Source organism: Microbacterium tumbae, from assembly GCF_054780175.1.
The window spans coordinates 1,248,780-1,274,511 of sequence record NZ_BAAGWV010000001.1 but is presented as its reverse complement, the minus strand read 5'-3'; the positions used below and the strand labels follow the sequence as shown (position 1 = coordinate 1,274,511).

20 protein-coding genes and 1 CRISPR repeat array are annotated in these 25,732 nt (G+C 68.0%); of the genes, 10 read left to right on the top strand and 10 right to left on the bottom strand.

Annotated features, from left to right (window positions below; genetic code table 11):
* Nucleotides 1-3: 3 nt before the first annotated feature.
* From cas6e to ACYVGQ_RS05850, 8 genes are all read right to left on the bottom strand, one after another.
* Nucleotides 4-699, bottom strand: a complete 696-nt coding sequence (gene cas6e / locus ACYVGQ_RS05885) for a type I-E CRISPR-associated protein Cas6/Cse3/CasE (RefSeq protein WP_460783620.1) — start codon at nt 697-699, stop codon at nt 4-6.
* On the bottom strand, nt 699-1,433 hold the full coding sequence (cas5e, locus tag ACYVGQ_RS05880; RefSeq protein WP_460783619.1) for a type I-E CRISPR-associated protein Cas5/CasD: 735 nt from the start codon (nt 1,431-1,433) through the stop codon (nt 699-701). Before cas5e ends, cas6e begins: the two co-directional genes overlap by 1 nt.
* Entirely contained in the window at nt 1,430-2,572 is a 1,143-nt protein-coding gene (gene cas7e, locus ACYVGQ_RS05875; protein ID WP_460783618.1) for a type I-E CRISPR-associated protein Cas7/Cse4/CasC, read from the bottom strand. Before cas7e ends, cas5e begins: the two co-directional genes overlap by 4 nt.
* Nucleotides 2,573-2,612: 40 nt before the next feature.
* Nucleotides 2,613-3,236 (bottom strand): type I-E CRISPR-associated protein Cse2/CasB, encoded by a 624-nt coding sequence (gene casB / locus ACYVGQ_RS05870; RefSeq protein ID WP_460783617.1) that lies wholly within the window; start codon nt 3,234-3,236, stop codon nt 2,613-2,615.
* Nucleotides 3,233-4,876 (bottom strand): type I-E CRISPR-associated protein Cse1/CasA, encoded by a 1,644-nt coding sequence (gene casA / locus ACYVGQ_RS05865; RefSeq protein WP_460783616.1) that lies wholly within the window; start codon nt 4,874-4,876, stop codon nt 3,233-3,235. The genes casB and casA overlap by 4 nt, the downstream gene beginning before the upstream one ends.
* Nucleotides 4,877-5,178: 302 nt before the next feature.
* Nucleotides 5,179-6,432 carry an ATP-binding protein gene (locus tag ACYVGQ_RS05860; protein ID WP_460783615.1) on the bottom strand — a complete coding sequence of 418 codons (1,254 nt, stop codon included), beginning with the start codon at nt 6,430-6,432 and terminating at the stop codon, nt 5,179-5,181.
* A 107-nt stretch (nt 6,433-6,539) separates the two neighbouring features.
* On the bottom strand, nt 6,540-9,449 hold the full coding sequence (gene cas3 / locus ACYVGQ_RS05855) for a CRISPR-associated helicase Cas3' (RefSeq protein ID WP_460783614.1): 2,910 nt from the start codon (nt 9,447-9,449) through the stop codon (nt 6,540-6,542).
* 151 nt (nt 9,450-9,600) lie between these two features.
* A CRISPR array of direct repeats spans nt 9,601-14,102; the repeat unit is 29 nt; unit sequence GTGCTCCCCGCGTAGGCGGGGATGATCCC.
* Between the two features lie 147 nt (nt 14,103-14,249).
* The gene (locus tag ACYVGQ_RS05850) at nt 14,250-14,831 is read right to left on the bottom strand and encodes a TetR family transcriptional regulator (protein WP_460783612.1); all 582 of its coding nucleotides are present in this window, start codon (nt 14,829-14,831) and stop codon (nt 14,250-14,252) included.
* Nucleotides 14,832-14,883: 52 nt separating this feature from the next.
* Here ACYVGQ_RS05850 and ACYVGQ_RS05845 point away from each other — a divergent pair, with 52 nt between their 5' ends.
* Nucleotides 14,884-15,471, top strand: coding sequence for a biotin transporter BioY (locus ACYVGQ_RS05845; RefSeq protein ID WP_460783611.1), 588 nt, complete (start codon nt 14,884-14,886; stop codon nt 15,469-15,471).
* A 136-nt stretch (nt 15,472-15,607) separates the two neighbouring features.
* Here the strand turns inward: ACYVGQ_RS05845 and ACYVGQ_RS05840 are convergent, their stop codons facing one another.
* Nucleotides 15,608-16,075 (bottom strand): VOC family protein, encoded by a 468-nt coding sequence (locus ACYVGQ_RS05840; RefSeq protein WP_460783610.1) that lies wholly within the window; start codon nt 16,073-16,075, stop codon nt 15,608-15,610.
* A gap of 104 nt (nt 16,076-16,179) precedes the next feature.
* Here ACYVGQ_RS05840 and ACYVGQ_RS05835 point away from each other — a divergent pair, with 104 nt between their 5' ends.
* Entirely contained in the window at nt 16,180-17,145 is a 966-nt protein-coding gene (locus tag ACYVGQ_RS05835) for a helix-turn-helix transcriptional regulator (protein WP_460783609.1), read from the top strand.
* A 17-nt stretch (nt 17,146-17,162) separates the two neighbouring features.
* Here ACYVGQ_RS05835 and ACYVGQ_RS05830 read toward each other — a convergent pair whose 3' ends face one another.
* A complete protein-coding gene (locus ACYVGQ_RS05830; protein ID WP_460783608.1) occupies nt 17,163-17,390 on the bottom strand; it encodes a DUF2188 domain-containing protein in 228 nt (75 codons plus the stop codon).
* Nucleotides 17,391-17,602: 212 nt separating this feature from the next.
* Between ACYVGQ_RS05830 and purL the strand changes: the two genes are divergently transcribed.
* The 8 genes from purL (at nt 17,603) to ACYVGQ_RS05790 (ending at nt 25,715) form a co-directional block, all read left to right on the top strand.
* Complete coding sequence (gene purL / locus ACYVGQ_RS05825; protein ID WP_460783607.1) at nt 17,603-19,933, top strand: phosphoribosylformylglycinamidine synthase subunit PurL; 2,331 nt, start codon at nt 17,603-17,605, stop codon at nt 19,931-19,933.
* Nucleotides 19,934-20,207: 274 nt separating this feature from the next.
* A complete protein-coding gene (locus ACYVGQ_RS05820; RefSeq protein ID WP_460783606.1) occupies nt 20,208-20,354 on the top strand; it encodes a hypothetical protein in 147 nt (48 codons plus the stop codon).
* Nucleotides 20,355-20,693: 339 nt separating this feature from the next.
* Nucleotides 20,694-21,077, top strand: coding sequence for an ArsR/SmtB family transcription factor (locus ACYVGQ_RS05815; RefSeq protein WP_460783605.1), 384 nt, complete (start codon nt 20,694-20,696; stop codon nt 21,075-21,077).
* On the top strand, nt 21,074-22,738 hold the full coding sequence (locus tag ACYVGQ_RS05810) for a SulP family inorganic anion transporter (RefSeq protein WP_460783604.1): 1,665 nt from the start codon (nt 21,074-21,076) through the stop codon (nt 22,736-22,738). The genes ACYVGQ_RS05815 and ACYVGQ_RS05810 overlap by 4 nt, the downstream gene beginning before the upstream one ends.
* 362 nt (nt 22,739-23,100) lie before the next feature.
* Nucleotides 23,101-23,628, top strand: a complete 528-nt coding sequence (locus ACYVGQ_RS05805) for a hypothetical protein (protein ID WP_460783603.1) — start codon at nt 23,101-23,103, stop codon at nt 23,626-23,628.
* Entirely contained in the window at nt 23,618-23,968 is a 351-nt protein-coding gene (locus tag ACYVGQ_RS05800; protein WP_460783602.1) for a TraR/DksA family transcriptional regulator, read from the top strand. Before ACYVGQ_RS05805 ends, ACYVGQ_RS05800 begins: the two co-directional genes overlap by 11 nt.
* Nucleotides 23,969-24,060: 92 nt before the next feature.
* Nucleotides 24,061-24,873 (top strand): hypothetical protein, encoded by an 813-nt coding sequence (locus ACYVGQ_RS05795; RefSeq protein ID WP_460783601.1) that lies wholly within the window; start codon nt 24,061-24,063, stop codon nt 24,871-24,873.
* Nucleotides 24,870-25,715, top strand: a complete 846-nt coding sequence (locus ACYVGQ_RS05790; RefSeq protein WP_460783600.1) for an SMP-30/gluconolactonase/LRE family protein — start codon at nt 24,870-24,872, stop codon at nt 25,713-25,715. The genes ACYVGQ_RS05795 and ACYVGQ_RS05790 overlap by 4 nt, the downstream gene beginning before the upstream one ends.
* Nucleotides 25,716-25,732: the final 17 nt, after the last annotated feature.

Genomic DNA, 25,732 nt, shown 5'->3' with positions numbered 1-25,732 from the left:
CCGTCACCCCACCCGAGCGAGCGTCATGAGGCCGCAACCATAGCCCTTCGCCCTTCCGATGCCGAAGCTCAGAGCATGCGCGAACGCGGTCCGATCCGTCACGGTGAGCAGCCCCTCGTACGTGGCGACGCGCAGTGTCACCGTGGTCTCACGGCGTGAGAACGACAGCGTGCGACGGTCTCTGACCGTCAGAGCCTTCTCCGGCTCACCGGACGGGCCGGGAAAAGGCAGACCGGATTCCGGCTCTATCGCGTTCTCGACGGAGAACCCGAGACGCTCCTGCCGGTCGAGCAGCCACTGCTCCTGCTGCGTCGCGGTGACATGCCCGTAGACCTTGCCCCGTCGTCCATGGGGAAGTCTCTCGTTGTGCACCGGGTTGGCGGTCAGCCGGAACGCATAGCGCTGCCCAGGCGCGATGCGTTCGAGGAGGGGACCGTACGGCCGGACCGACCAGGAGTCCTCGATGCTCGGCCAGCCGGCCTGTTCCGCGAGATGGGTGAGATCGGGTCGCTCAGGGCTCACGATATACAGGCGCGTACTCCGATCCGTTGTGTCGAGCCGCCAGAGCACGCGGCCCGACTCGCGGGCGGCGGGGTCGGGGAACGCGGCCTGCACGGCGGCGTGCAGGACATGCGGCGACCCGAGGACACGTGCGGCCTCACGACGCCTTGGGTTCAGCTGGATCTGCGACAGGTACATTAGACCTCCTCGTCGCTCACGAGGAGCATCGGATCATGCGGGGGGAGCGAGAAACCGCCGGATGCCGATGCATCCGGTCTTGCCTCGGCTGCGCCCGCTCCAGGACGGCTAGCAATCACGAGCCGGACGTCGCGACGCCCATACCTCCGTCGTCGGGGGTCGAAGCTGATCGGGATGTCCTCCAGCGTCAGGTCCGGGTCCTCTCCAGGTACCGCGTCGACGAGGATCTCCAGTGGTGACGTGTCGCCCCCCACCGTCTCTGGCCACCAGGAGTTCTCGAGAGCATCCTGGAGGGGGCCGTTGACGATCTCCGTCCGAAGCGGCCCTGCGGGCGGGAACGCCCTTCGCCCCAGGTACAGCGGGTACCGTGGACGCCGCAGAGCGCTCTGTATCTCGTCGAGCAGTTCCGTGCCCTCGCCCTCCAGCCCCGCGACGAAGACCGCATCCGCCAGATACCGCCGCTGCGACAATGGCATGGACGTCTTCCCGTCGAGGGTTCGCGCCGTCTGGAAATCACGCTCGATACGGCCGGGACGATCGATGCGGACGCCGAAGCGGAGCGATGCGAATCGGTCGAGGGGAGCTGTCCGTTCCAGGCCCAGGGCTGCGGCGACGAGGCCGATCACACCACTCCTGGTCGGCGCGCGCTCAGTGTCGCGTGTCGCGAAACGACTGCGCGAGCCCCAGGCCTGTTGCGGACCTGCAAGCCGGATGAGCAGCGTTCGTGGTGTCACGGCCGGCCTTCGAGCCGATCGGAGACGACCTCGCCGACCTGGTGGATGGCTTCATCGAGAGCGACCCTGTCGCCCAGGGTGTCAAGCGCCTCTGTCGCATTCCCGGTGCGCACGACCCACGTCTTAACCGGCGTGGTGCCGAACGCGGTGTCGATGTCGACGGCCTCGGCCGCGAGGCGCGCACTGGCCGTCGCCAAGCGGCTGTCCCTGGTGACGATCGCCTCCTCGAAAGCACCGACCAGGTTGACCGGCTGCGAGTCGCGCACGCTGACGACGACCGCGTTCGGAAGCGTCCTGTTGGCGAACGTGTTCTGCTTGCCCGTCGGCATGCTCGTCGTGAAGGCGCGGACGAATGCCTCGACGGCGCGGCGCGCCGCATCCGAGTCGCCGAGGTTGCGCTGCAGCGCATCCACGTCGATCGTCGCGTAGCGGTAGAGTGTCGATGCGTTGAACTCGACGGTTCCGATCATCCCGGCGCCCGCGTCTTCATCGTCATCGCCCGCTTTGTGGTCGTCGACCGCCGTAAAATAGTCAAATTCGTTGTCGACCGGGTGGATGCTGAGGGCATGCGCGACCTGGCATGCCGCGTCGACGTTGAGGTCCGTGGCCTCGGCGACCATCCTCCCGAACAGCGCGAGGTCGACGGAGTGCTCGGTGTCGAGGGCCTTCTTGATCTCAGGCCCCTTGAGGCTTGCCTTCGCATCATCGGTGGCGTCAGCTTGGACGCACAGCTCGGCCACCTGATCGACCTGGCGCGAGCTAAGGAACAGCAGATAGCCGGATTCGTCAGGAAGCGGGTTCTCCGGCGTGGACTTGCGCGGTGCGGTCAGCTTGATGCCCGCTGCGGCGAGGGCGAGACCCGCGAGCTCCTGTGCCCGCTCGGTGCCGAGCTCGGGGCTCTTCTGGAGGATCCGTTCGCCGACCAGCTCCACGACCCGCTTCGTCCGGACGCCGAGCTGACCGCGATCGAGGATGTCCTCGAACAGCAGGCGGGTGGCCCGTTTCCAGGCCTGGCTCGAGACGCGCGCCCGCCGGGTGCCGCCGTATACGGCGGTCTTCGGGCTTCCGGTGTCATCGCGGTTGATGTTGCTGGGCGGAACAGTCTGCAGGATGTTGATGTCGAGGATCGTGCGGGTCATGCTGGCTCCAAGCGGGAGAAGGGTCGGGGGAATCGTTCTGTCAGTCGTCGGTGGGTGCTGCCTCGGCTTCACCGTCGTCCTCCGGATGGAGCACGCGGTAGTAGTCGCGACCCCAGCGCAGGCGGACGCGCTCTGCGGAGTCCGGGAACTGCAGGCGGTACAGGTCCACCGCGAACCGTCCGTAGTCGAGCGGGATGCCCTGCGCACGGAACTGCTGGATGAGGCCACGCGCATGGTGAACGAGCTCGTCCCAGCTCGTCGCTGTGGCGACTGCGGTGAATCGTGCTCTGACTGCATCCTGGGCATGGATGCGACGGCCAAGCAGACGCGCGGAGCGACCGAAGGAGTAATCCTTGCGGTGCATCGACGCCTCCCTGTGCGACTGCTGGTGCAGGGCGAAGAGCGTCAGAGCGGCATGGGCCGCGTGCTCTGCATTCGTCGGCTCATCGGGAAGCCCCTTCGTCTCGCGGTGGAGACCGGCGACGGTCTTTCCCAGCAACTCGGCGTCCTCGCCGGGACGGCGACCGACCCCCCGCCGCAGGATGGCGAGGTCCGCGACGGCGGAGCTCAGATTGTTTCGATAGTCGGTCTGGAGCTTGGAGGCTCGACCGGCCACCAGCCGACGCAACCGGTCTGTCAGCGTCTCTGTCGATGCCGTGTTCACGCGGCCTCGTCCTTTCTGATGGGTGTGCCGAAGGTCTTGCCGAGTGCCCGAAGGAACCATCCCTCGGCGCGCGGGGTCGTGATCAGCTCGATCTGACCGCCACGCGAGACCTCCCGTCCCATCCATGCGGCAGGGCTTGCCTGTGAGATCAGCTCATCGCCGACCGCGCGCAACACGGTGAGGGCGATACTCTTCCACTCCGCGACGGCCTCCAGGGGGTCGGCGTTCTCACCGAGTCCTGCGAGCCACTCCCGGTAGGGACGGTCGAGTTCGGCATAGGCGCGCTCGATTGCTCCCGCACCGGATGCATCGCCTGTGCCGCCCGCGGCGCGCTCCAGGTTCTCGGCGAGACGACGGACGGCATAAGCGCCGTCGTCGGCGAGCCGGACGGCTTCCTCCGCCTGATGGGCGAGAGCACGGTTGCGCTCACGCAGCAGGGCCACAGGCAGGATCACCTGGTCGTCGAGGATCTCGTCGACGACGGAGTTGTTGCTGCCGTAGACGACACCGATGGAGCGGAGCCGGATCACCGCCGCCTCCAGGTAGCCGCGTGAGTCCAGCAGTCCGAGCCAGGAGACCACCGCAGGGGGGAGACTGCTCGCGAGATCGCTCTTCGGGACCGGCGAGGACACACCGGGCAGCAGCGCCCCTATGCCGCGCCACAGCGCCCTCCCCGGCTGATGCTCGCGAGGCATGTACGTGGTCTGCTTCGCTTTCTTCGTCTGCGGGTCGCTGTAGCGCCAGGCCGACATCGGCTCCATGCCCTGCATGTTCTGCGGGGTGAGCTTGTCACCGTTGGCGACGAGGCATCCGACGACACGGTCGCCCTCGGCGAAGAGCCGGATACGCCGTGACTGCCACGTATAGAGGCGCACCGGCCCGTGAGGGAGGAGTCCTTCACGTTCAGCAGCGGTGTCGGGCGCCGTGTCCTCCCACGGTGGTAAATCTCCTTCGGGACGAGCATTGGGGAGTGCATCATGGCCGACGAGGTTGGCGAGCAGGGTGTCGCGGAGGGTTCGGCCCTGCGCATAGACGCCACCGAGGAGGCCTGCCCATCCGATTCCGATGGGATAGCCCTTACCCCCCTTCACTCGTGGGTCTCCGACGGCTCCGGACTTGATGCCACTGACCTCGAATGACTGGACGTTCACGAGCCAGCGCGCAGCCTCCGCGAAGGAGAGATCCGCAGCTCCTTCCCTGGACCTGGTGGTGAAGAGCCGGTTGTTGCTCGGCAGGTCGAAGATCAGCGGCGCGACGTCCTTTCGCTCCCCTTTCGCGGTCGCCAGGTCCGCGACCTGAAAGAACGGGCGCTCGGGGTCGCACAGCTCGAAGCGGTCGCGGAACGCATCGAGATACTCGTCGAGGTCCGTGAGGGGAAGACCGTTCTCCTGCCATGCTCGCCATACGGCGACGGTGATCGGTCCGCCACCCGGGGCACGGTACAGGATGGCCAGAAGGAGCCGGAGGATGGCGAACCCCTGGGTCGGGACCTCGCCGGAGATCTCACGGATCTCATGTGCCCGGTGGAAGACCTCGCGGATAGGGAGCTCCGCCGTCGTGCCGTCCAGGAAGTGAACAGGGATCCAGCCGAGCTCGTCCACGAGATTCGTCCGTTCCTGGCGGATCGCACCTGCCGGCATCGTTGCTCCTCTGCGGGATGGGAAGACGGCGAGACGGGCGATGCCCCCGATGTCGGAGGGCGATGCCAGTGTTGAGCCGTGATTGGAGCGTAGTGCGAGTGTCACACCAAAGGCAAGAAAAATTTTCTCCGTTCCCCTCTTACAAACATGTATTTATTTAATAGTTGATTTCCTGTTCATTTCCCCGCAGAGGCGGGGAGGACAAACCCTCATGCAACCATGTCGGGTCATCCCCGCTGTGCGGGGAGTCCGTCAGACCATACCCCCTGCCCCTGAGAAGGAGAATGGGAAGCTCTGCCCGCCTACGGCCCCAGTGCAGAGACGGGGACGACGACGACCCCGTCCGGACGCTTGTACGCGAACCGCCCGCCGGTGATCACGATCAGAGCCAGCGGCTCCCCGTGCCGGGAGGTGTCGATCTTGCCGGCGAAGCGCAACAGAGATTCGGCACCCGCGTCCGCCGCGGACTCCCCCAGCTTGATCTCGATTCCCGCCCATCTGCCGTTCGGGAGTTCGAGCACGACGTCGACTTCGGCATCCGTTCTCGAGTCCCGCCAGGAGGAGAGCGTCGCATCCAGTCCCTGCGAGTAGACGCGCAGATCGCGCAGGACGAGGGACTCGAAGTGGAATCCCGCCGCGTTCAAGTCCGCCTGCAACTCGGCGACGCCGACGCCGAAAGCCGACACCCCCAACGACGGATCGACGAAATGATGCACTGCGGAGGTCCGCAACCGAGTACGCGAGCGCATATGCGGTCGCCATGCAGGAAGGGGCTCGACGAGCATGAGCCTGTCCAGGGCTTCCAGGTAGTTGACGAGGGTCTCTGCGGTAAGAGGCCCAGCCGCGCCGCCGATATCGGCGGCCAGAGCCGCACGATTGAGCGGCGTTCCAACCGCCCGTCCGAGTGCGGCGAGCAGACGCTCGATATTGCGGGGGTTCCTGCGTGGCCCCAGTGCAGGAACGTCGACCTCGGCGACGTTGCGCAGATAGTCGAGGATCCAGGACCGCGCCGCACGTTCATCAGCGCCGAGGAGAGCGGGCCATCCGCCGATGACGATCCGCTCGAGAAGATCCGGGACGGTCATGCCGCTTCCCTGCTCTGCGGGGACATCCCCCGCCAGGATTCCGCGAAGGCTGACCCTCCCGTGCGAGTGCCCGCTCTCGAAGAGGCTCATGGGCCGCATCCGAAGCCGCCCTATGCGTCCCGCGCCAGAATGCATGCGCGCATCGTCGCGGGGACGAGATGATCCGGTCAGCAGATACAGCCCCTTCTCCTCACGATCGTCAACCGCACGGCGCACGAGATTCCACAGTTCGGGGGCTTCCTGCCACTCGTCGAACAGAATCGGCGTAGGAGCTGCGAACAGCAGCTCCGGCTGCACATCCAGTGCCGTGCGCGCGTTTCGGTCCACGTCCATGCGCGTGACCGTCGCGGCCAGCTGCTCGGCCGTCGATGTCTTCCCCACCGCTTTGGGGCCATCGACGAGCATGGCGCCCATCACGGCCATCCGCTCACGCAGTTCCGCGTCAACCACACGATGTCGGTACTCGATCATGACTGAAGTCTAGAAAATGTCAAGGTTTAAATCTAGATCTCGTCAAGTCTGAAATCTAGATTTCGTCAAGTTTGAAATCTAGGATTCGTCAATCGCAAGCGCGAACGTCACATCGACGCACGTCGGACGTAGTCGAGGCCGTCCTCCGGCGAGTAGCTGAGATCGAACTCGTTCAGCGCTGCCCTCCCTCGAGCGTCCAGCACGAGGACGAGCTCTCCCTTGAGGGCATGGCTGCCATGCCAGTAGGGCAGGTCGAAAGAGCGTTCCAAGGTGTCGATGTGCCAGTCGAGGGCATTCCCCCGGCACATGCCAGCCGGCAACCGGAGGAAGCATCCGAGGATCGTTCGAGTGAGCCGGGGAGACGGGACCTCGGCCTCCGGGATCTGCACACCGCCATCTCGCTCCAACCAGGCGGGGGTGCGTAGGACGCCATCATCATCACGCTGCAGCACGATGACCTCCAGCGTCGCCTCACCATCGCGAACGGTCCCTCTGCCCGGCGGCGTGAGCTCAGGATCGACATCGGCACCATGCACCCAGCCGATCAACGAAGGATCGTCGGCGTTCACCGGGCCCATCGTGAACGCCCTCGCGTTCCGGATCCGCTCCGTCGATGCTGCGATGCGCACGCGCTCAGCATCCGCGAGCGACGAAAGCCACCCATCGGGGATGAAATCCGTACGGTCGCCGTACACGAGCTCGACGAGCGGAGCGATGTCGTCGGGGATCGAGAGAGAGCCCCTCCCGTGGAGCACGGCCGCTGTGCGCAGGAGCACGGCACGCCCGTAGACCCGCTCGCTTCCTCCGTCGAAATCCGGGGCACCGGCATCCCAGCTCGCACCGGTGAGCACGAGTCGCGGCTCCCGCAACGGCCGGGGGCGTTCCGGTCGATCGTGTCGATGCATCCGCCCGCTGCGCTGCAGCAGAAGATCGATCGGAGCGAGGTCGGAGACCAACAGGTCGAAATCGACGTCGAGGGACTGCTCTATCACCTGGGTCGCGACGACGATGCTCTTCTGCGGGCGCTCACCGGCACGGCCGTAGGTGTCAAGGAGCGCCTGGTCCTTAAGCGCACGATCAACGCCGAGGAATCGTGAGTGCGTCAGCGTCACCTCGACGTCAGGAAGCTCAGCACGCAACAGGGCGGCCGTCTCCTGTGCGCGACGCACCGTGTTGCGGATGATCGCGACGTTGCCACCGTCGCGGAGGGCAGTACGCAGCATCCCGACGACCACCGCCGGATCATCCGTGAGGAGATCGAGCTGCACTACCCGCGACTCGCGCGATGTCGGCGGGAAGACCGCAGTCGGATGTCCGTCCGCGCTGGACGCGACGATCGAGGGGTAGGGAAGCTGTCTCGCTATCTCTTGGTATTTGTCCGCCGCAAGAGGAAGCCCCTTCTCCGCGAGAGCCCGCTTCTCCGCCCAGGACAGCCTCGGCGCCGCAGGCGCAGGCGACAGCGCGTCACGCCCCCGATCGTAAGCCTCGAGGTACTCCCTCCGCCTGCCAGAGGGCAGGGTGGCCGAAAGCAGGATGACCGGCACGCCATAGGCGCCGAGCCATTCCAAGGCCCGTGCAAGAAACTGCCCCATGTACTCGTCGTATGCGTGCACCTCGTCAATGACGATGACCTTGCCTGCGAGAGCGAGATGCCGGAGCATCACATAGCGGCTGCGTAGACCAGCGAACAGCGCCTGATCGACGGTCCCGACGACGAAATCGGAAAGCGGACCCCGGCGCGGATTGCTGAACCAGCGATGGGCGATGAGCATCTCGTCGCCCGTCCCCGCCTTCCCTGACTCTTCATCGATGGAGCGGAAGTATGCTTCGCGCGTCTTCCGTGCGTATTCGGGGTTCATCTCTGCCCGCCCACGGGCGAGGAAGACGTTCGCCGGCGTCTCCAGGTCCAACCGCTCCGCCCACGACAGCATCCGTGAGAACATGCCATCCGCCGTCGCCTGCGTCGGCAGGCCGATGAAAATCCCACCCAGCTGAAATCGGCTGGCGAGGATCTCGGCGGCGAGCAGGGCAGCCTCCGTCTTGCCCGAACCCATCTCGGCTTCGAGGATCATCAGTTCGGGACCGGACATCCGAAGTGCCTGCTCGATGACGGCGGCCTGGGCGGGGTGGGGCCGTGCGTCGGCGGGAAGGTCGAACCTACGCAGCAGGAGCTCTGCCGGATCCGTTGTCTCCAGTGAGGAAGCCCACGGCCGCGGGAAGCGCAGCGCCGCCCACGCGGAAGCCACCCGCTCCGAGGTCGTACGACCTGGATCGGCTCCCAGCGGCGCAGATGGGAACAAGTCACTACTGGCGATCCAGTCGGCCACGATCACAAGACCGCTGAGCACGGCAAGAGCAGGTTGCGTGATCTTCGCGTCGCGCCACCGCGAGATCATCCCGTCTGCGACGAAGGCGCGAACGGTGGCATCCAGGATTTCCTCCCGTGTCTCAGCCCAGTGCGCATCGCCCACAGCATGCGGCATCTCCCTGGCCAGACTGATCTCGGGGTGTGCGGCAGGGCGACCATGATGCGCGGCGGCCACACTCGCAAGCTGCTCCGCCTGCGAATCGCTGAACGCATGGCTACGCTGCAACCACTCGCGGATGGCGAGAAAACTCACCAACTCGTGGCGAGCACGGCGGCGGTCGTCGCTCTCGGAGAGGCGACGGTGCACAGAGAGACCGAACTTCACCATGCCCTGCGCGAGTTCCGGCTCCTGCATGGCGAATGCCGGTGAAGCCTTGCCGACATCATGGGTGCCTGCTAGCCAGACGAGAAGAGAACGCGCAGCGTCTTCGCCGCCGAAGGCTCCCGAGAGCATCCTCGTGATAGACCGGGGCGCCCACTCATCCCAGAGGCGTGCCGCGATCCCTGCGGCATCATCGAGATGCTGATAGAGCGGCAGCCATCCGAGAAGATCAGGACCCTTCGCGCGATCACGATGGCTCTTGGCCCAGACGCTGCGCGCCCGCTTACCGAGAGATTGTCCTAGATCGACGTCCACGTCCACGGTCACATCGCCCTTCACCCCGGCTGGAATCGGCATCAACCGCATCCTAGGCCCGGGGCGACTTCCGCAGCGCGACACGGATGATCACTTCGTGGGCATCTGAACAGAAGTGAAGGAACGTAAGGAGACTTCTGGGAGAATAGCCTGATCAGGCAGTGTGCTCCCCGCGTAGGCGGGGATGATCCCTGGGCGGCGAGATCCGCGCCGAGGCCGATCAGGTGCTCCCCGCGTAGGCGGGGATGATCCCCCGCCGCGACCTGGCGTGAAGTCCGACGGCCAGTGCTCCCCGCGTAGGCGGGGATGATCCGGTCCAGTGCCAGAGCTCGTCGAAGTTCTCGCCGTGCTCCCCGCGTAGGCGGGGATGATCCCGCTTGAACCTCAGGAGGCATCAGCCCGCAGTGGTGCTCCCCGCGTAGGCGGGGATGATCCCATTCCGCCGTACTCGAGCAGGTTGCCGAGCGCGTGCTCCCCGCGTAGGCGGGGATGATCCCGAGATCACCGGGACGATGATGGGCAGCCACTAGTGCTCCCCGCGTAGGCGGGGATGATCCCGGCACCGCCGGGACCCTGACCGTCGAAGCCCTGTGCTCCCCGCGTAGGCGGGGATGATCCTCGCCCGGGCGCCGACCGCGCCACCAGCGAAGTGCTCCCCGCGTAGGCGGGGATGATCCCTCGGTATCGGCGACCGACAACCACACGATCGTGTGCTCCCCGCGTAGGCGGGGATGATCCCTCGTCCCGACACCATGCCTGTGCGGCCATGAGGTGCTCCCCGCGTAGGCGGGGATGATCCCGAGCCGGATGCCTTCGCCACGACGTAGTAGACGTGCTCCCCGCGTAGGCGGGGATGATCCCTGGGAGTAGATCTAGCGCCGTTGCGTGGGCACGTGCTCCCCGCGTAGGCGGGGATGATCCCTCGATCAGTCCGAGAACGCTTTCGTCGGCCTCGTGCTCCCCGCGTAGGCGGGGATGATCCCATGACCGCGCCGTCCGGCTCGCGCGTGGCCCGGGTGCTCCCCGCGTAGGCGGGGATGATCCCAGCAGGAGGGCTACCGGACCTCGAAAGGCAACGTGCTCCCCGCGTAGGCGGGGATGATCCCGCCCGCACGGATGCGGCGGGAAGCGCCGCGGCGTGCTCCCCGCGTAGGCGGGGATGATCCGCCGCCACGCTGACGGTCGACGGCAGGGTCGGCCTGTGCTCCCCGCGTAGGCGGGGATGATCCGTTGATGGCGGCGGTCCATTCGGGATCGGCCGCGTGCTCCCCGCGTAGGCGGGGATGATCCGGAAACGGGTGAATTCCTCCCAGATCGCCTTCCGTGCTCCCCGCGTAGGCGGGGATGATCCCGCGTTCGCCGACTTCGTGTTCGGCATCCTCAAGTGCTCCCCGCGTAGGCGGGGATGATCCCGCGACTCTCACAGGTGCGGACCCGCACCTGATGTGCTCCCCGCGTAGGCGGGGATGATCCCTGGGCGATGTCCGCCGGGCCAAGAGGCCCAGCGTGCTCCCCGCGTAGGCGGGGATGATCCCCAGCGCATCAGCGGCCTATCGGAACGGCTCGAGTGCTCCCCGCGTAGGCGGGGATGATCCCACCGCATCCGCCAGCAGCAGAACCCCGTCAGCGTGCTCCCCGCGTAGGCGGGGATGATCCCTGTTGGACGCGATGAACCCCGTGTCCCGGCTGGTGCTCCCCGCGTAGGCGGGGATGATCCCGACTACGCATCGCTCCGGGTGACGCCGGCCGCGTGCTCCCCGCGTAGGCGGGGATGATCCCGCGATCGCGCGCTCGGCCGGCGGGACGTAGGGGTGCTCCCCGCGTAGGCGGGGATGATCCCCTTGAGGTCCTTGAGCTTGTTCTTCCCGTCGAGTGCTCCCCGCGTAGGCGGGGATGATCCCTCGAAGTCGAACTGGAACGCGGACTTCGCATCGTGCTCCCCGCGTAGGCGGGGATGATCCCTGATCGCGACCTTCAGCGGGACCCCGAGCGACGTGCTCCCCGCGTAGGCGGGGATGATCCCACCATCGGGTCGTGCCAACCGATCTCTGTGGCGTGCTCCCCGCGTAGGCGGGGATGATCCCGGCGCTTCGAGGCAACCGAGCAGTGGCTCGCAGTGCTCCCCGCGTAGGCGGGGATGATCCCCGGCCAACAACGTATCCCGCAGGAAGCGGGAAGTGCTCCCCGCGTAGGCGGGGATGATCCCATCGACCTCGGCTCCCAATGGGTCGGCACTGCGTGCTCCCCGCGTAGGCGGGGATGATCCCCGGACCAGATCGACCGCGCCCTGTCCGCTCTGGTGCTCCCCGCGTAGGCGGGGATGATCCGAAACAGGCGTCAGAAATTGCCGAAATCGCTGTGTGCTCCCCGCGTAGGCGGGGATGATCCCAGCACTGACACGTCAGTGATGGTTCATGGAGGGTGCTCCCCGCGTAGGCGGGGATGATCCCAGCCAGACGCCGTTGTCGTTGCGTACTTGCCGGTGCTCCCCGCGTAGGCGGGGATGATCCCTACGTACTCGGCAAGGCGATCCCCGGCACGGCGTGCTCCCCGCGTAGGCGGGGATGATCCCTGGGAGTTCCAGCTTCTGGACCGCTTCGACCGGTGCTCCCCGCGTAGGCGGGGATGATCCCTTGAAGATGCTGTTGGGCCGGAGGAAGGCGGCGTGCTCCCCGCGTAGGCGGGGATGATCCCACGTTGTGGCCATCACTGTCCTGCAGCCCGAAGTGCTCCCCGCGTAGGCGGGGATGATCCCAGGTCAGAGTCGGACTGGGCGATCATCGTCAAGTGCTCCCCGCGTAGGCGGGGATGATCCGACCGCACCGATCGCATCGAACGCCGGCTTGATGTGCTCCCCGCGTAGGCGGGGATGATCCCTTACGGTTCGCTACCGTCGTCTTGTCCGTGAAGTGCTCCCCGCGTAGGCGGGGATGATCCCGTCTCGATCTCGGCGCAGCTTCCTCCGTCGAGGTGCTCCCCGCGTAGGCGGGGATGATCCGGTCCAGTGCCAGAGCTCTGAGAAGTTCTCGCCGTGCTCCCCGCGTAGGCGGGGATGATCCCGCGTTCACCACGGCGGTGTCCGTATCCGGAGAGTGCTCCCCGCGTAGGCGGGGATGATCCCTGCCCCGACCCGTCACACCACAGCGACCAGTAGTGCTCCCCGCGTAGGCGGGGATGATCCCTTCAACAAGCCCAGCAAGCACGCTGCCGGACCGTGCTCCCCGCGTAGGCGGGGATTGATCCGGCCGACGCTGGACGCGGCGGTCGTGGCCCACTGTGCTCCCCGCGTAGGCGGGGATGATCCCGCGAAGGCCCTCCGCGAGCGCATGGTCCTCTGGTGCTCCCCGCGTAGGCGGGGATGATCCCCGAATCGACCCGTCCTCCTGCGGCTTCACCGTGTGCTCCCCGCGTAGGCGGGGATGATCCCACGCAGAGACTTGTCGACCAGAAGCTCGAACGGTGCTCCCCGCGTAGGCGGGGATGATCCAGGAGACCCCAATGGCTACAGGAGACGCCGCCCTGTGCTCCCCGCGTAGGCGGGGATGATCCCACGGCGCGCACTCCGTCGTCGGTCGGGTCGTCGTGCTCCCCGCGTAGGCGGGGATGATCCCTCGCCATCTTCGACATTCGCGCCACCCTCAGCGTGCTCCCCGCGTAGGCGGGGATGATCCGTCTTGGGCGTGTCCCGGTCCATCATCCAGAAGGTGCTCCCCGCGTAGGCGGGGATGATCCCTACGACGGGGAGAGCGTCACGGCTCGACACGCGTGCTCCCCGCGTAGGCGGGGATGATCCCAGCGGCTTCTCGAACTGGGCGAGGTTGTCGGTGTGCTCCCCGCGTAGGCGGGGATGATCCGTGCGGATCGTGCTGACGATCCTGTCGTTGTTGGTGCTCCCCGCGTAGGCGGGGATGATCCCGCATGACCCTGCAAACGATCAACGCCCGCGTCGTCGTCCCCGAGGAGCGCTCCCCGCGTAGGCGGGGATGATCCCCAGTTTCCGGGTACCGCTTCATCGGTCACGATGTGCTCCCCGCGTAGGCGGGGATGATCCAACGGCGCAGGGGCGAGCTCGACGGTGATCCCGGGTACTCCCCGCGCGTAGGCGGGGATGATCCCCCGTCAGAGACCCGGGTGGACAGGCCCGACATGTGCTCCCCGCGTAGGCAGGGATGATCCCGAGCACGGCTGGTTCCAGACCGTGAAGGGCGAGTGCTCCCCGCGTAGGCGGGGATGATCCGGACCCCGGCCGCTTCGCGTGGTCTCCGGTTCCGTGCTCCCCGCGTAGGCGGAGATGATCCGAAGGCATACCCGAAGTTCACCCGGCGCTCGTCGTGCTCCGCGTAGGCGGGGATGATCCCTGATTGCCAGTGATGCAGCCGTGTGTCGCAGAGTGCTCCCCGCGTAGGCGGGGATGATCCCGGCGCATACAACCGCGCGTCCGGAACGCTTGCGTGCTCCCCGCGTAGGCGGGGATGATCCGCCCCCGCTCTCCCCTCGCCTACAAGGCCGGGAGTGCTCCCCGCGTAGGCGGGGATGATCCCTGGTAATAGAGCTGGCGCATGGTGAGGTCGTAGTGCTCGCCGTCCCCGCGTAGGCGGGGATGATTCTCCCTCTGGGGTCTCTGGTCACGGTGGCCACGCTCCCGGCGTAGGCGGGGATGATTCTTCGAACAGCGACGACCTCGCCCAGCGTCTCGCGTACTCCCCGTGTAGATGGACTTGACCCCATCGCATGTTTCCCCCGCAGGAGTCAATCAAACCGACGACGGCCAAACGGGAGCACAGCACACATTGGCGACCAGACGGAAGTCACTCAGCGTGCGGACCGCACCGCACCCCGAACCCCGGCGACGACCATCGCAAGCCCTTCGGCGAACGCATCCCCCTCATCGCCGATCCGGCTCGGAACGATATCGACGGAGGCATCCGCCGCACCGACGACGGCCGCATGGATGCGCTGCTGCTCATGGAACGTCGAGCCGATGACGAAATGAACGATCGTGTCGGCGGCGATCGCCGCCGAGCGCGCATCCAGGCCGGCATCCTGAGCGGCGTCGATGAGCAGCCCGCGACTCGGCAGCTCGAGAAGCCCCAATGCGAGCGAGCTCGACACGAGTTCCGCGCCGTCGCGATGAGCGAGCAGCCGAGCACGCAGCGCTGTCGCGATCGACAGCAGACCACCCGCAGCATCGTCGGGCCCGAGAGCGACGATGCGTTCGCTCACCGCGGCGAGCAGCGACTGCTTGTTCGGGAAGTGCCAGTAGAGCGCGCCCGCCTGCACCTCGAGGACCTCGGCGATCCTCCGCATCGACAGACCGGGCAACCCGTGCTCTTCCAGCACGCGAAGCGCCGCATCGACGACGTCACCACGTGCATTCCGCTCCCCTGGTGTCATGGTGCTAGTGTACCTGAACGGTGTTCAAGTGAACGCTGTTCAGGAGGAAATCATGTCCATCGCCGCATCCCGCCCGTCTCCCGTCCTGGCCGACCTCGTTCCCGGCGCCCGCGTCCGCGACATCGCGCTCACACTCGCCGGGACGGCCTTCATCACCGTCGCGGGCTACATCACGATCCCCCTGCCGTTCACCCCGGTGCCGATCTCGCTCGCGACCTTCGCCGTGCTGCTCACCGGTGCCGCCCTCGGCCCGCTGCGCGGCACGGCGAGCGCGGGACTCTACCTCGCGCTCGGCCTCATCGGCGTGCCGCTCTTCGCACACGGCGCATCCGGCTGGGCGTTCTCCTCGTTCGGCTACATCCTCGGCTACGTCGCAGCATCCCTCATCGTCGGCGCCCTCGCTCGCCGTCGCTCCGACCGCACGATCTGGTCGACCCTCGCTCTCGCCGCCATCGGATCGCTCGCCATCTACGCGTGCGGCGTCCCCTGGCTCGCCGCCTTCCTCGGCGTCGACCTCGGAACGGCGCTCACGCTCGGCGTTGCGCCGTTCCTCATCGGCGACGCCGTGAAGATCGTCGCGATGTCACTGCTGCTCCCCGCGACCTGGCGCCTCGTGGACCGCTCGCGCCGCGAAGACTGATCCTCTCGGGCAACGCGCTGGAGAGGAGGACGGCGACGGGCCCAAAGCTTCGGAGCCGTCGCCGTCCTCCTCTCCAGCGCCGGATGCCGGATGCCGGAACACCACCGATGCCGAGTCCGCATCCGCCCCTGCCCCCTCAACCCGCGGGGGCCGCCTGCACATCGAGCACCCACGTGACGCCGAAACGGTCCGTCAGCATGCCGAATCCCGGCGACCAGGCGGACGCCGCGAGCGGCTCGATGATCTCAGCCCCCTGCGCCAATGCCTCCCAGAAGACGGCGATCTCCTCGAGAGAGTCGGCGCGCACCGATTGGAAGAACGTGCGATCGGTGATCGTCGTGCCGTTCTCACGCCGCGTCGAGCCGGCGATGGCGGCGGCGTCCTGGTCGTCCTGCCCTGGAACGTCGTACGCCATCAGACGGAAGCCGGCGGCGTTCTCGATCTGACCGAACATGATCTTGTCGGCGCCGGGGACGTCGGCCGGCATCCCGAGATCGCCGTAGGCGACGACGGTGACCTGACCGTCGAACACGGCGGCGTAGAACTCGAGCGCCTGACGCGCGCTGCCGCGGAAGTTGAGATGCGTGGTGGTCGTGATGCTCATGGAGATGCCCTTCTCTCGGATTCATGCGGCGGGATCCCGCCGTCGGACCAACGATCACAGCAGAAGCGGTCAGTTTCCGACCTCTTCCGGACGAGAATGAGGACATGGCTCCGACGTCCTCGCGCATGCTCACGCTGTTGTCGCTGCTGCAGTCACGGCGCGACTGGCCGGGCCGGGTGCTCGCCGATCGACTCGGCGTGAGCGCGCGCACGGTACGCCGCGATATCGACCGCCTGCGCGAACTGGGCTACCGGATCAGTGCGATGAAGGGGCCGGACGGTGGATATCGGATGAGCGCCGGCTCGGAGCTGCCGCCGCTGCTGTTCGACGACGACCAGGCCGTGGCCATCGCCGTGGCTCTGCAGACCATCCCGTCCAGCGGGATCGACGTCCGCGAGGGAGCGGAACGGGCATTGGCCACCGTGCGACAGGTGATGCCCTCGCGCCTGCGGCACCGCGTCGACGGCATCCGCTTCTCCGACACCGCGAACGATGCCCGTGCGGACGCCGCCGTGCTCGAGTCGGTCAGCGGCGCGGTCCGCGAGCGGCAGGTGCTGCGCTTCGACTACGGATCGGCCGATGGGCCGGCCCGCCGCGCCGAGCCGCATGCCATCGTCGCCCGCCGCGGCCGCTGGTACCTCATCGCATGGGACCTGGAACGCGGCGCCTGGCGCTTCTTCCGGCTCGACCGGCTGCATCCGCGCGTGCCCCACGGTCCCTCCTTCACGCCCCGCACCCTTCCCTCGCCCGACGCCCAGACCTTTCTCGCCGCCAGGACGAAGGGATCGGATGCCGAGGACCGCTGGCCATGCGTCGGCGAGATCCTCCTCGAGCTGCCCCTCTCGCAGGTCGCTCCATGGATCGACGAGGACTCGGTGACAGAGGTCTCCGAGCGCGTCTGCCGCGTGCACGTCGGATCCTGGTCGTGGATCGGCGTGCTCGCCTCGGTCGCACGCTTCGATGCGCCGTTCACGATCGTCGGCCCCGCGGCGCTGTCGGATGCCGCGACGGGCCTCGCTCAGCGTCTCATGACCGCCGGAGGCGCTGAGGAACTCGCGTCACGACCGTGACCATGCCCCCTGCCCAGTCAGAGCGCCGCCTCGCGCGGATGCATCCCGGAGACCCCTCGGTCGTCGCCCGGTCCATCCTCATCGCGCACGACATGCGCGACTTGTCTGGCCGCAGCGGCACTCCGCCCGACGTGGACGGCGTCCTCCCGGCTCTCGAAGCCGGCGCCGAGGGTGCGCGACTGCCCTACGGTCCGGTTGAACCACGTGCCACCCCGGTGGAATGTCTCGATGTCGCCTGCAGTCATGTCGTCTCCTGTCCCACCTGGCCTTGCTACCCCGGCGTTCTGTCGAGACAGAGGGGCTTGCCTCCACCCGGACGAGGCGTTATCCGCGCGGGCTCAGCCCATGAGGGCGAAGGCCGAGGCGTTTCGAGGCCGCGCACGCGACGCAGATTCAAGCGCTTGAACCGCCGGTAGACTGGACACCGCCCCGCCCGGCCCTTCCCCTTGGAGTGCGCGTGACCACCCCTGAAGCATCCGCTCGTCAGCATGTCCCCGACTCCGTGGACAACGCGATCGCGACTCCCGAGAAGGAGCAGCCCTACGGCGCCCTCGGCCTGAAGGATGACGAATACGCGCGCATCCGTGAGATCCTCGGCCGTCGCCCCACCTCCGGCGAGCTGGCGATGTACTCCGTTATGTGGAGCGAGCACTGCTCCTACAAGTCGTCGAAGAACTACCTGCGCCGCTTCGGCCAGAAGGTCTCGGACGAGATGAAGGAGCGCCTCATGGTCGGCATGGGGCAGAACGCCGGCGTCGTGGACGTCGGCGAGGGCTGGGCCGTCACCTTCAAGGCGGAGTCGCACAACCACCCCAGCTTCATCGAACCCTTCCAGGGCGCGGCCACGGGCGTCGGCGGCATCGTCCGCGACATCATCTCGATGGGCGCGCGCCCCGTCGCCGTCATGGACGCCCTCCGCTTCGGCGCGATCGACCACCCGGACACAGCGCGCGTCGTGCACGGCGTGACCGCCGGCATCAGCTTCTACGGCAACTGCCTCGGTCTGCCGAACATCGGCGGCGAGACGGTCTTCGACGCCGTCTACCAGGCGAACCCGCTCGTCAACGCCCTCGCGGTCGGCGTGCTCCGCCACGAGGACCTCAAGCTCGCCAACGCCACCGGCGTCGGCAACAAGGTCGTCCTCTTCGGCGCCCGCACCGGCGGCGACGGCATCGGCGGTGCGAGCATCCTGGCCTCGGACACCTTCGCCGACGGCGGCCCGACCAAGCGTCCAGCCGTGCAGGTCGGCGACCCCTTCGCGGAGAAGGTGCTCATCGAATGCTGCCTGGAGCTCTACCGCGGCGAGCTCGTCGAGGCCATCCAGGACCTCGGTGCCGCAGGCATCTCCTGCGCGACGAGCGAGCTGGCCGCGAACGGGAACAGCGGCATGCACGTCTCCCTCGACAACGTCCTGCTGCGCGACCCCACTCTGACGGCCGAGGAAATCCTCATGTCGGAGTCGCAGGAGCGCATGATGGCCATCGTCGCCCCCGAGAAGCTCGACGCCTTCCTCGAGGTCGTGAAGAAGTGGGACGTCGAGACCAGCGTCCTCGGCGAGGTCACCGGCGACGGCCGCCTCGTCATCGACTGGCAGGGCGAGCGCATCGTCGACGTCGACCCGTCGACGGTCGCGGTCGACGGTCCGGTCTACGATCGCCCGGTCGCCTACCCGACGTGGATCGACGCGCTGCAGGCGGATGCCGCCGAGCTGCTCCCCCGCTCGAACGAGCCGGAGGTGCTGCGCGACCAGTTCCTGTCGCTCGTGGCGAGCCCGAACCTCGCCGACACCCGCTGGATCACCAACCAGTACGACTACTACGTGCTCGGCAACACGGCGCTCTCCTTCCCCGACGACGCCGGCATGATCCGCGTCGACGAGGAGTCCGGTCTCGGCTTCGCCATCGCGACCGACGCCAACGGCCGCTACTGCCAGCTCGATCCCTACGCGGGCGCGCAGCTGGCGCTGGCGGAGGCCTACCGCAACGTCGCCGTCACGGGGGCCGTCCCCACCGCCATCACGGACTGCCTGAACTTCGGATCGCCCGAGAACCCCGAGGTCATGTGGCAGTTCGGCCAGACCGTCGACGGGCTGGCCGACGGATGCTTCGCACTCGGCACCCCCGTGACGGGCGGCAACGTCTCGTTCTACAACCAGACCGGCGACGTGCCGATCCACCCGACACCGCTCGTGGGCGTGCTCGGGCTCATCGAGGACGTCTCGCGCCGCATCCCCTCGGGCTGGCAGGACGAGGGCCAGAACATCTACCTGCTCGGCACGACCTCCACCGAGCTGTCCGGCTCGGCGTGGGCCGACGTCGTGCACGACCACCTCGGCGGCCTCCCGCCGAAGGTCGACCTCGCCGCGGAGAAGCGCCTGGCCGGCCTCATCGCCGCGGCCCGCGACGAGTGGCTCGTCTCCAGCGCGCACGACCTCTCCGAAGGCGGCCTCGCCCAGGCCCTCGCCGAGGGCGTCATGCGCTTCGGGGTCGGTGCGCGCGTCTGGCTGAGCGGGATCATGGAGCGGGACGGCGTGGACGCCGCGACCGCCCTCTTCTCGGAGTCGACGGGCCGGGTGCTCGTCACCGTCCCCCGCGAGGACGACGTGAAGTTCCGCGGGCTCTGCGAGGGACGCGGCTACCCGGTGCTGCGCATCGGCGTGACCGATACGGAGTCGCAGCTCGAGGTGCAGGACGTCTTCACGTTCTCCGCGGCCGAGCTGCGCGAGCGCTCGCAGGCCACCCTGCCGACGTACTTCGGCCCGACCGTCGCGGAACCTGTCGGCGCCTGAGCATCACGCCAACCGCCCGTCGAACGATCCCCACCCGCCCGCCGAGCACAGTCACCCGTCCATCGAGCACCGCCGCCCGCACCGCTCGTTGAGCAAGAACATCCATCCCCCACCTGCTCACCGAACAAGCAGCATCCCCCGACCGTCCACTGACCAAGCACCGTCCATTCCCCCACGCTCACCGAGCAAACAACACTCATTCCCCACCCGCTCGTTGAGCGAGAACCACTACCCGCTCGTTGAGCGAGCGAAGCGAGTCGAAACGGAGTCACCGATGACGGATCTCGATCAGCTCGACGACGACTACGGCGACCTCGGCGAACGTCGTAACCGCCGCATCCGCATCGTCGCCTGGGTGACGATCATCGCGCTCATCCTCGGCGGCGGCGGCGCGACCGTGCTGTCGCTGCTGCTCGGATGAGCCCCGTCCCGAGCGGGCGGGTCTCGAGCGACGAAGTGGCTCGTGTGGTCACTTCCCCCGCCGCAAGGTGGCTCGTGTGGCTACTTCACTCATCACGAGGCGACCAGACGAGGTGCCCCTCCGGTCACCCGCCCTGTGATCCCGACCTTCGGCGACATCACGCCGCAGTCGGCCGGGTGCCCCAACTGGTCAGGTCTCGAACGGAGAGGTGGCTCGTTTGGCTGCTTCGCCCACCGCGAGGCGACCAGACGAGACACCTCTCCGGCCCGCCACCGAACCAGACCGACGATTCGAGCACGCGTCGGGCGATCAGATCAACCGCGATATGATGAATTGATCATGCCATTCAATGATGCTCATCGCCCGCTCTACGAGGTGAAGGCGAACCTCTTCAAGGGCCTCGCCCATCCTTTCCGCATCCGGATCCTTGAGCTGCTCTCCGAGTCCGAGGAGCTCAGCGTCGCCGACCTCCTCGACGCCACCGGCTTGGAGGCCTCGCACCTCTCCCAGCATCTGTCGGTCCTGCGCCGCTACCGGCTCGTGGTGTCCGACCGCCGGGCGAGCCATGTCTTCTACTCGCTCGCCGACCGCCGCACGGCCGAGATGCTCGGGATCGCGCGCGCCCTCCTGCTCGAGATCCTCCGCAACGACGGCGAACGGCTCGACGAGGCGAACGCCCTCCCCGCGATCACGACGCCAGCGCTGACCGCACCGACCCGATGAGCGCTCCGACCAGGGCCGTCGCCCGCATCCGCAGCCTGCTCCCCTCGCGTGACGACTACCGCGCTCTGCGGCGCACGTGGCGAGGCGATCTGGTCGCCGGCGTCACGGTCGGCATCGTCGCGCTCCCGCTGGCCCTCGGCTTCGGCGTCAGCTCCGGCCTCAGCGCTGAAGCCGGCCTGGTCACCGCCATCGTCGCCGGGTTCCTCGCGGCGATCTTCGGGGGTTCCCCCGTACAGGTCTCGGGTCCGACGGGCGCGATGGTGGTCGTCCTGCTGCCGATCGTCGCGACCCAAGGTGCAGGCGCCGTAGCGCTGGTCAGCATCCTCGCGGGTCTCATCGTCCTGGCGGCCGGAGCGCTGCGACTCGGGCGCGCCGTCGGCATCATCCCCTGGCCGGTGATCGAGGGCTTCACCCTCGGGATCGCGATCATCATCTTCCTGCAGCAGGTGCCTTCGCTGACATCCGGGCATCAGCCGGATGCCGCATCCCACAGCTCCAACGCCCTCGTCGCCGCGATCCAGTCGCTCTCGACGACGGACTGGTCCTACCTCCCGTGGGCCGTCGGCGCAGCACTGATCGTGATCGCGTGCATGCTGATCGCCCAGCGCATCCGCCCCGGCATCCCCGGATCGCTCGTCGGGATCGTCGTCGTGACCGCCCTGTGCGCCCTGGTGCCCACTCCGCTCGCTCTCATCGGAACGCTGCCCAGCGGACTGCCGGCGCCGGTCCTCCCGTCCCTCGCACCCGCCGGCCTGCTCTCCCTCGCCGCGCCGGCTGCGACGGTCGCCGCGCTGGCCGCGATCGAGTCCCTGCTCTCGGCGCGCGTCGCGGCCTCCCTCGACGACACCGGCCCCTATGACCCCGATCGCGAGCTCGTCGGGCAGGGCATCGCCTCGATAGGATCCGGACTGTTCGGCGGGATGCCGGCGACGGGAGCGATCGCCCGCACGGCGGTCAACGTGCGCTCGGGCGGACGATCCCGCCTGTCCGCCATCGTCCACGCCCTCGTCCTGCTGCTCTTCGTGCTTGTGCTGTCAGGACCGGTGGGTCTGATCCCGCTCGCCGGGCTCGCCGGCGTCCTCATGCTCACGGCGGTGCGGATGGTGCACGCCGGCACAGTCCGCTCGATCCTGCGCTCGACGCGGTCGGACGCGGCCGCCTTCGTGCTCACCGCCGTCATCACGGTCTCCTTCGACCTCATCGTCGCCGTCGTCATCGGGATCGCGTTCGCCGGCGTCTTCGCGATCCGCAATCTCACCCGCGGCACCGGCGTCCGCAGAGAGCCGGTCCCCGGCGAGCCCCTGGACGGCGACGAGCGGATCAGCGTCGTGCGGATCGACGGTCCGCTCATGTTCGCCTCTTCGGAGCGGGTGTTCGAGAAGGTGACCGAAGATCGCGATGCCCTGGTCGTGATCCTCCGGATGTCCCAGCTCGAACACGTCGACGCGACCGGCGCCCACGCGCTCTCCGACATCGTGCAGGCACTGGAGCGGCGCGGCGTGACCGTGCTCATCAAGGGCGTGCAGCCGGCGCACGAGAGTTTGTTCCGCACCGTGGGGGTGCTCGCCTCGCTGCGTCACCACAACCATCTCTTCGCCGACATGGATGCTGCGCTCGAGCACGCCCGCAGTCATGTCCGACGCGCGGCATCCGCCGACTGACCCTCCGCCTGACCCTCCACCGCCTGACCCCCACCGCCGACATCAGGCTGGGCCCACCCTCGTCCGTTGGGATGTCCGGGAAGAAGCGGGTGCACTCTCGGGCAACCCCCCTCTTCTGAGACATCAACGAATCACGTGTCAGGGAACAAGCGGGTGCGCTTCGGCGCAACTCGCATCTTCTGTGACACTAGCTGAGCCGAGCGCGTGTCAGGGAAGAGTCGTGTGCGCGCCCGTGCAACCCACCCCTTCTGAGGCATCGACGACGGCTCCTTCGATGACCCGCACCTTGCATGACATGCCGCAGGAGCGCGCCGGGAGCGACGCAGGCCGCACCGATCGCCCGGACCAGGCAGAATCGAAGCATGACGAGTGTCCTGACCGGCATCCCCGCGGTCCTCCGCCGCGTCGATCGCATCGCGGCCGGACGCCGCCAGCGCGATCTCCGCGCACCGGAGGACCTGATGAACGCGCCGGCCGTGCGACGCCGGCTCCGCGCGGTCGGATGGATCCTCGTCGCCGAGATCCTGATCGGCCTGACAGCCGTCCTCATCGCTCTCGCCCATCTGCTGAACGGGACGCCGGACAACCTCGCGGTCTGGATGCGCGGACTGGTCGTGCTCGGACTCACCGTCGGCCTCGGCTATTTCGCCATCCGAGCCGCGGAGGGCTGGTATTGGGCATACACGAGACTGCGGCTCTTCTCCCGCATCTTCCCGACGGTGACGCTCGTGATCGCGGCGATCCCCGGGCTGTATCCGTTCTGGATGGTGGCCGAGCAGATCGTGTTCTCCGTGCTCATGATCGGCATCGGCGACATCGCCACCTCCGACACCCTGCGCACGGCGTTCGCGAAGACGACGCTGCGCAGGGTGGCACCCGATGAGCTCTGATGCCCGCGAGCGCCTGGAGAGCCTGCGTCACGACGCCCTCGGCCGGGTCGAGTCCGCGATCACGGCACTCGCCGCGCTGACGCACGACCGCGAGAGCTCGAACGACGACGACGAGCACGATCCGGAAGGGGTCACGCTGTCCTCGGAGTGGTCGCGTCTGACCGGGATCGCCGATGCCGCGCAGGCCGAGCTGCGCCAGGTCGAGGATGCCCTGATCCGCTGGGATGCCGGCGCCTATGGCGTCTGCGCGGAGTGCGGGCGCCGCATCCCCGCCGCCCGCCTGGAGGCCCGCCCCTTCGCCGAGCACTGCGTCGACTGCGCGGGACGCCTCGGACGCTGAAGGGGGGCCGGCGACTGTCGGCCGTGGCCTCCACCGAACGCCGCGAAGAATCCCGGGGCGCCGACCCGCCGGACGATTAGGCTGAGAGCATCATGGAGGCGTTCTGGAACTGGCTCGGCCCGATGTGGTGGATCGTCTTCCCCCTCGGCGGAGTCCTCATCGGCGGAGCCCGTGCGCTCTACGCCTCCTCGGAGCGCGCCGCCAAGCGCCGCCACCAGCGGAAGCTGGAGACCATCCGCGTCAAGGGCGAGATCAAGGCCGCCCAGATCGCTGCCCGCGGCCAGAAGGCGCCGACGAAGCCCGTGGAGGTCGCATCCGCACCGTCGATCGCCCCGAATCAGCTTCTCGAGCGGCTGCTCGCCGAGCACGACGAGATCACTGCGCGGTGGCTGGACTACGAGCTCGACGTGGCGAAGCTCATCGCCTTCCCCGCGATGAGCGATGGCCGCCAGCCCCTGACCGCCGCCTTCCTCCGCGCGAAGAAGATCGCCGACACGCTGCGTCCGGCATCCGCCGATGCCAAGGTCACCGAACGCGAGGTCTCGGAATACCTGGATGCCGTCGGCGACTACGCCGTCGCCTTCGAGGTCGCCGAGCGCGACGCCCGCCGGCTGCGCGATTCCACCTTCAGCGAGGCGGAGCGCAAGAAGCTCGACCGCGCGCAGAAGCTGCTCAAGGTCGCGGTGGACGAGTCGGCCACGCAGGCCGAGCGCAACGTCGCCTACAAACGGGTGCGTGAAGAGCTCGACGGGCTCATCCTGCTCTCGGATGCCGCGGTCGAGGTGCTCGAGAAGAAGGTGGCGCGCGAGATCGACGCCGGCGACGCAGATCCGACCGCATCCGACGACGTCCCCTCGGCGGGTCCCGAACCACTCTCGCGACGCACCGAGGACGACCGCAGGTGAGGGCGGAGAACGTCACCGGTCCCGTCAGCGTCCATGCCGAGGGTCCGGTCTGGTGGCCCGGCTGGGGCGGGCTCCGCTGGGTCGACGGCCACGCCGGCGATCTGCTGACACTGCGAGACGAAGGCATCCACCGTCTGCACCTCGACGACGAGTACGCGGCGTTCGTCCGCCCCCGGGCATCCGGCGGCTTCGTCGCCTTCGGCGCGCGAACCCTGTATCTCGCGGACGAGCCGGACGGATCCGCCCACGGGGTGCGTTCCTTCGATCTCGGCGATGCGCGCTTCAATGACGGAACGGTCGATCCGCAGGGCAGACTGCTGGCCGGGTCGATGGCAGGGCCGGATGCCGGTGCTGCCGGTCGCGTGCTGCGGATCGATGCCGGCGGCGCGGCGCGGACGATCCTCGAAGACGTCACGGTGTCCAACGGCATCGGGTTCTCGCCGGACGGCACCACCGCCTACTACGTCGACTCGGACACGCGCCGAATCGACCGTTTCGACGTCCACGAGGGCGACCTGCTCGACCGACGTCCGTTCGCCGAGCTCGCGGCAGGGCTGGGCGTCCCCGACGGTCTGACCGTCGCCGCGGACGGCAGCGTCTGGGTGGCGCTCTGGGCCGGCGGTGCGGTGCACGGCTACGACGACGACGGCGCTCTGCGCGAGCGCGTCGAGCTACCCGTTCCACAGGTGACGGCCTGCACCTTCGGCGGGGTGGGCCTCACCACGCTCTTCATCACGACCTCCGCCGAGAACCTGCCGAAGGATCACGGCACACCGGCCGGCTCCGTCTACGCGGTGCAGGCGGGTGTCGCCGGACTCTCCGTCGTGCCCTTCGCCGGCTGAATCGCTCCTGCCGTGCT

Excerpts from the sequence above, each read along its gene's own strand:
- ACYVGQ_RS05845 (WP_460783611.1), top strand. The coding sequence starts at position 14,884 with ATGTCCATCGCCGCATCCCGCCCGTCTCCCGTCCTGGCCGACCTCGTT.
- ACYVGQ_RS05840 (WP_460783610.1), bottom strand. The coding sequence starts at position 16,075 with ATGAGCATCACGACCACCACGCATCTCAACTTCCGCGGCAGCGCGCGT.
- ACYVGQ_RS05805 (WP_460783603.1), top strand. The coding sequence starts at position 23,101 with ATGACGAGTGTCCTGACCGGCATCCCCGCGGTCCTCCGCCGCGTCGAT.
- cas6e (WP_460783620.1), bottom strand. The coding sequence starts at position 699 with ATGTACCTGTCGCAGATCCAGCTGAACCCAAGGCGTCGTGAGGCCGCA.
- ACYVGQ_RS05820 (WP_460783606.1), top strand. The coding sequence starts at position 20,208 with ATGACGGATCTCGATCAGCTCGACGACGACTACGGCGACCTCGGCGAA.
- ACYVGQ_RS05815 (WP_460783605.1), top strand. The coding sequence starts at position 20,694 with ATGCCATTCAATGATGCTCATCGCCCGCTCTACGAGGTGAAGGCGAAC.
- ACYVGQ_RS05795 (WP_460783601.1), top strand. The coding sequence starts at position 24,061 with ATGGAGGCGTTCTGGAACTGGCTCGGCCCGATGTGGTGGATCGTCTTC.
- casA (WP_460783616.1), bottom strand. The coding sequence starts at position 4,876 with ATGCCGGCAGGTGCGATCCGCCAGGAACGGACGAATCTCGTGGACGAG.
- cas7e (WP_460783618.1), bottom strand. The coding sequence starts at position 2,572 with ATGACCCGCACGATCCTCGACATCAACATCCTGCAGACTGTTCCGCCC.
- ACYVGQ_RS05800 (WP_460783602.1), top strand. The coding sequence starts at position 23,618 with ATGAGCTCTGATGCCCGCGAGCGCCTGGAGAGCCTGCGTCACGACGCC.
- ACYVGQ_RS05850 (WP_460783612.1), bottom strand. The coding sequence starts at position 14,831 with ATGACACCAGGGGAGCGGAATGCACGTGGTGACGTCGTCGATGCGGCG.
- ACYVGQ_RS05810 (WP_460783604.1), top strand. The coding sequence starts at position 21,074 with ATGAGCGCTCCGACCAGGGCCGTCGCCCGCATCCGCAGCCTGCTCCCC.
- ACYVGQ_RS05835 (WP_460783609.1), top strand. The coding sequence starts at position 16,180 with ATGGCTCCGACGTCCTCGCGCATGCTCACGCTGTTGTCGCTGCTGCAG.
- ACYVGQ_RS05830 (WP_460783608.1), bottom strand. The coding sequence starts at position 17,390 with ATGACTGCAGGCGACATCGAGACATTCCACCGGGGTGGCACGTGGTTC.
- ACYVGQ_RS05860 (WP_460783615.1), bottom strand. The coding sequence starts at position 6,432 with ATGATCGAGTACCGACATCGTGTGGTTGACGCGGAACTGCGTGAGCGG.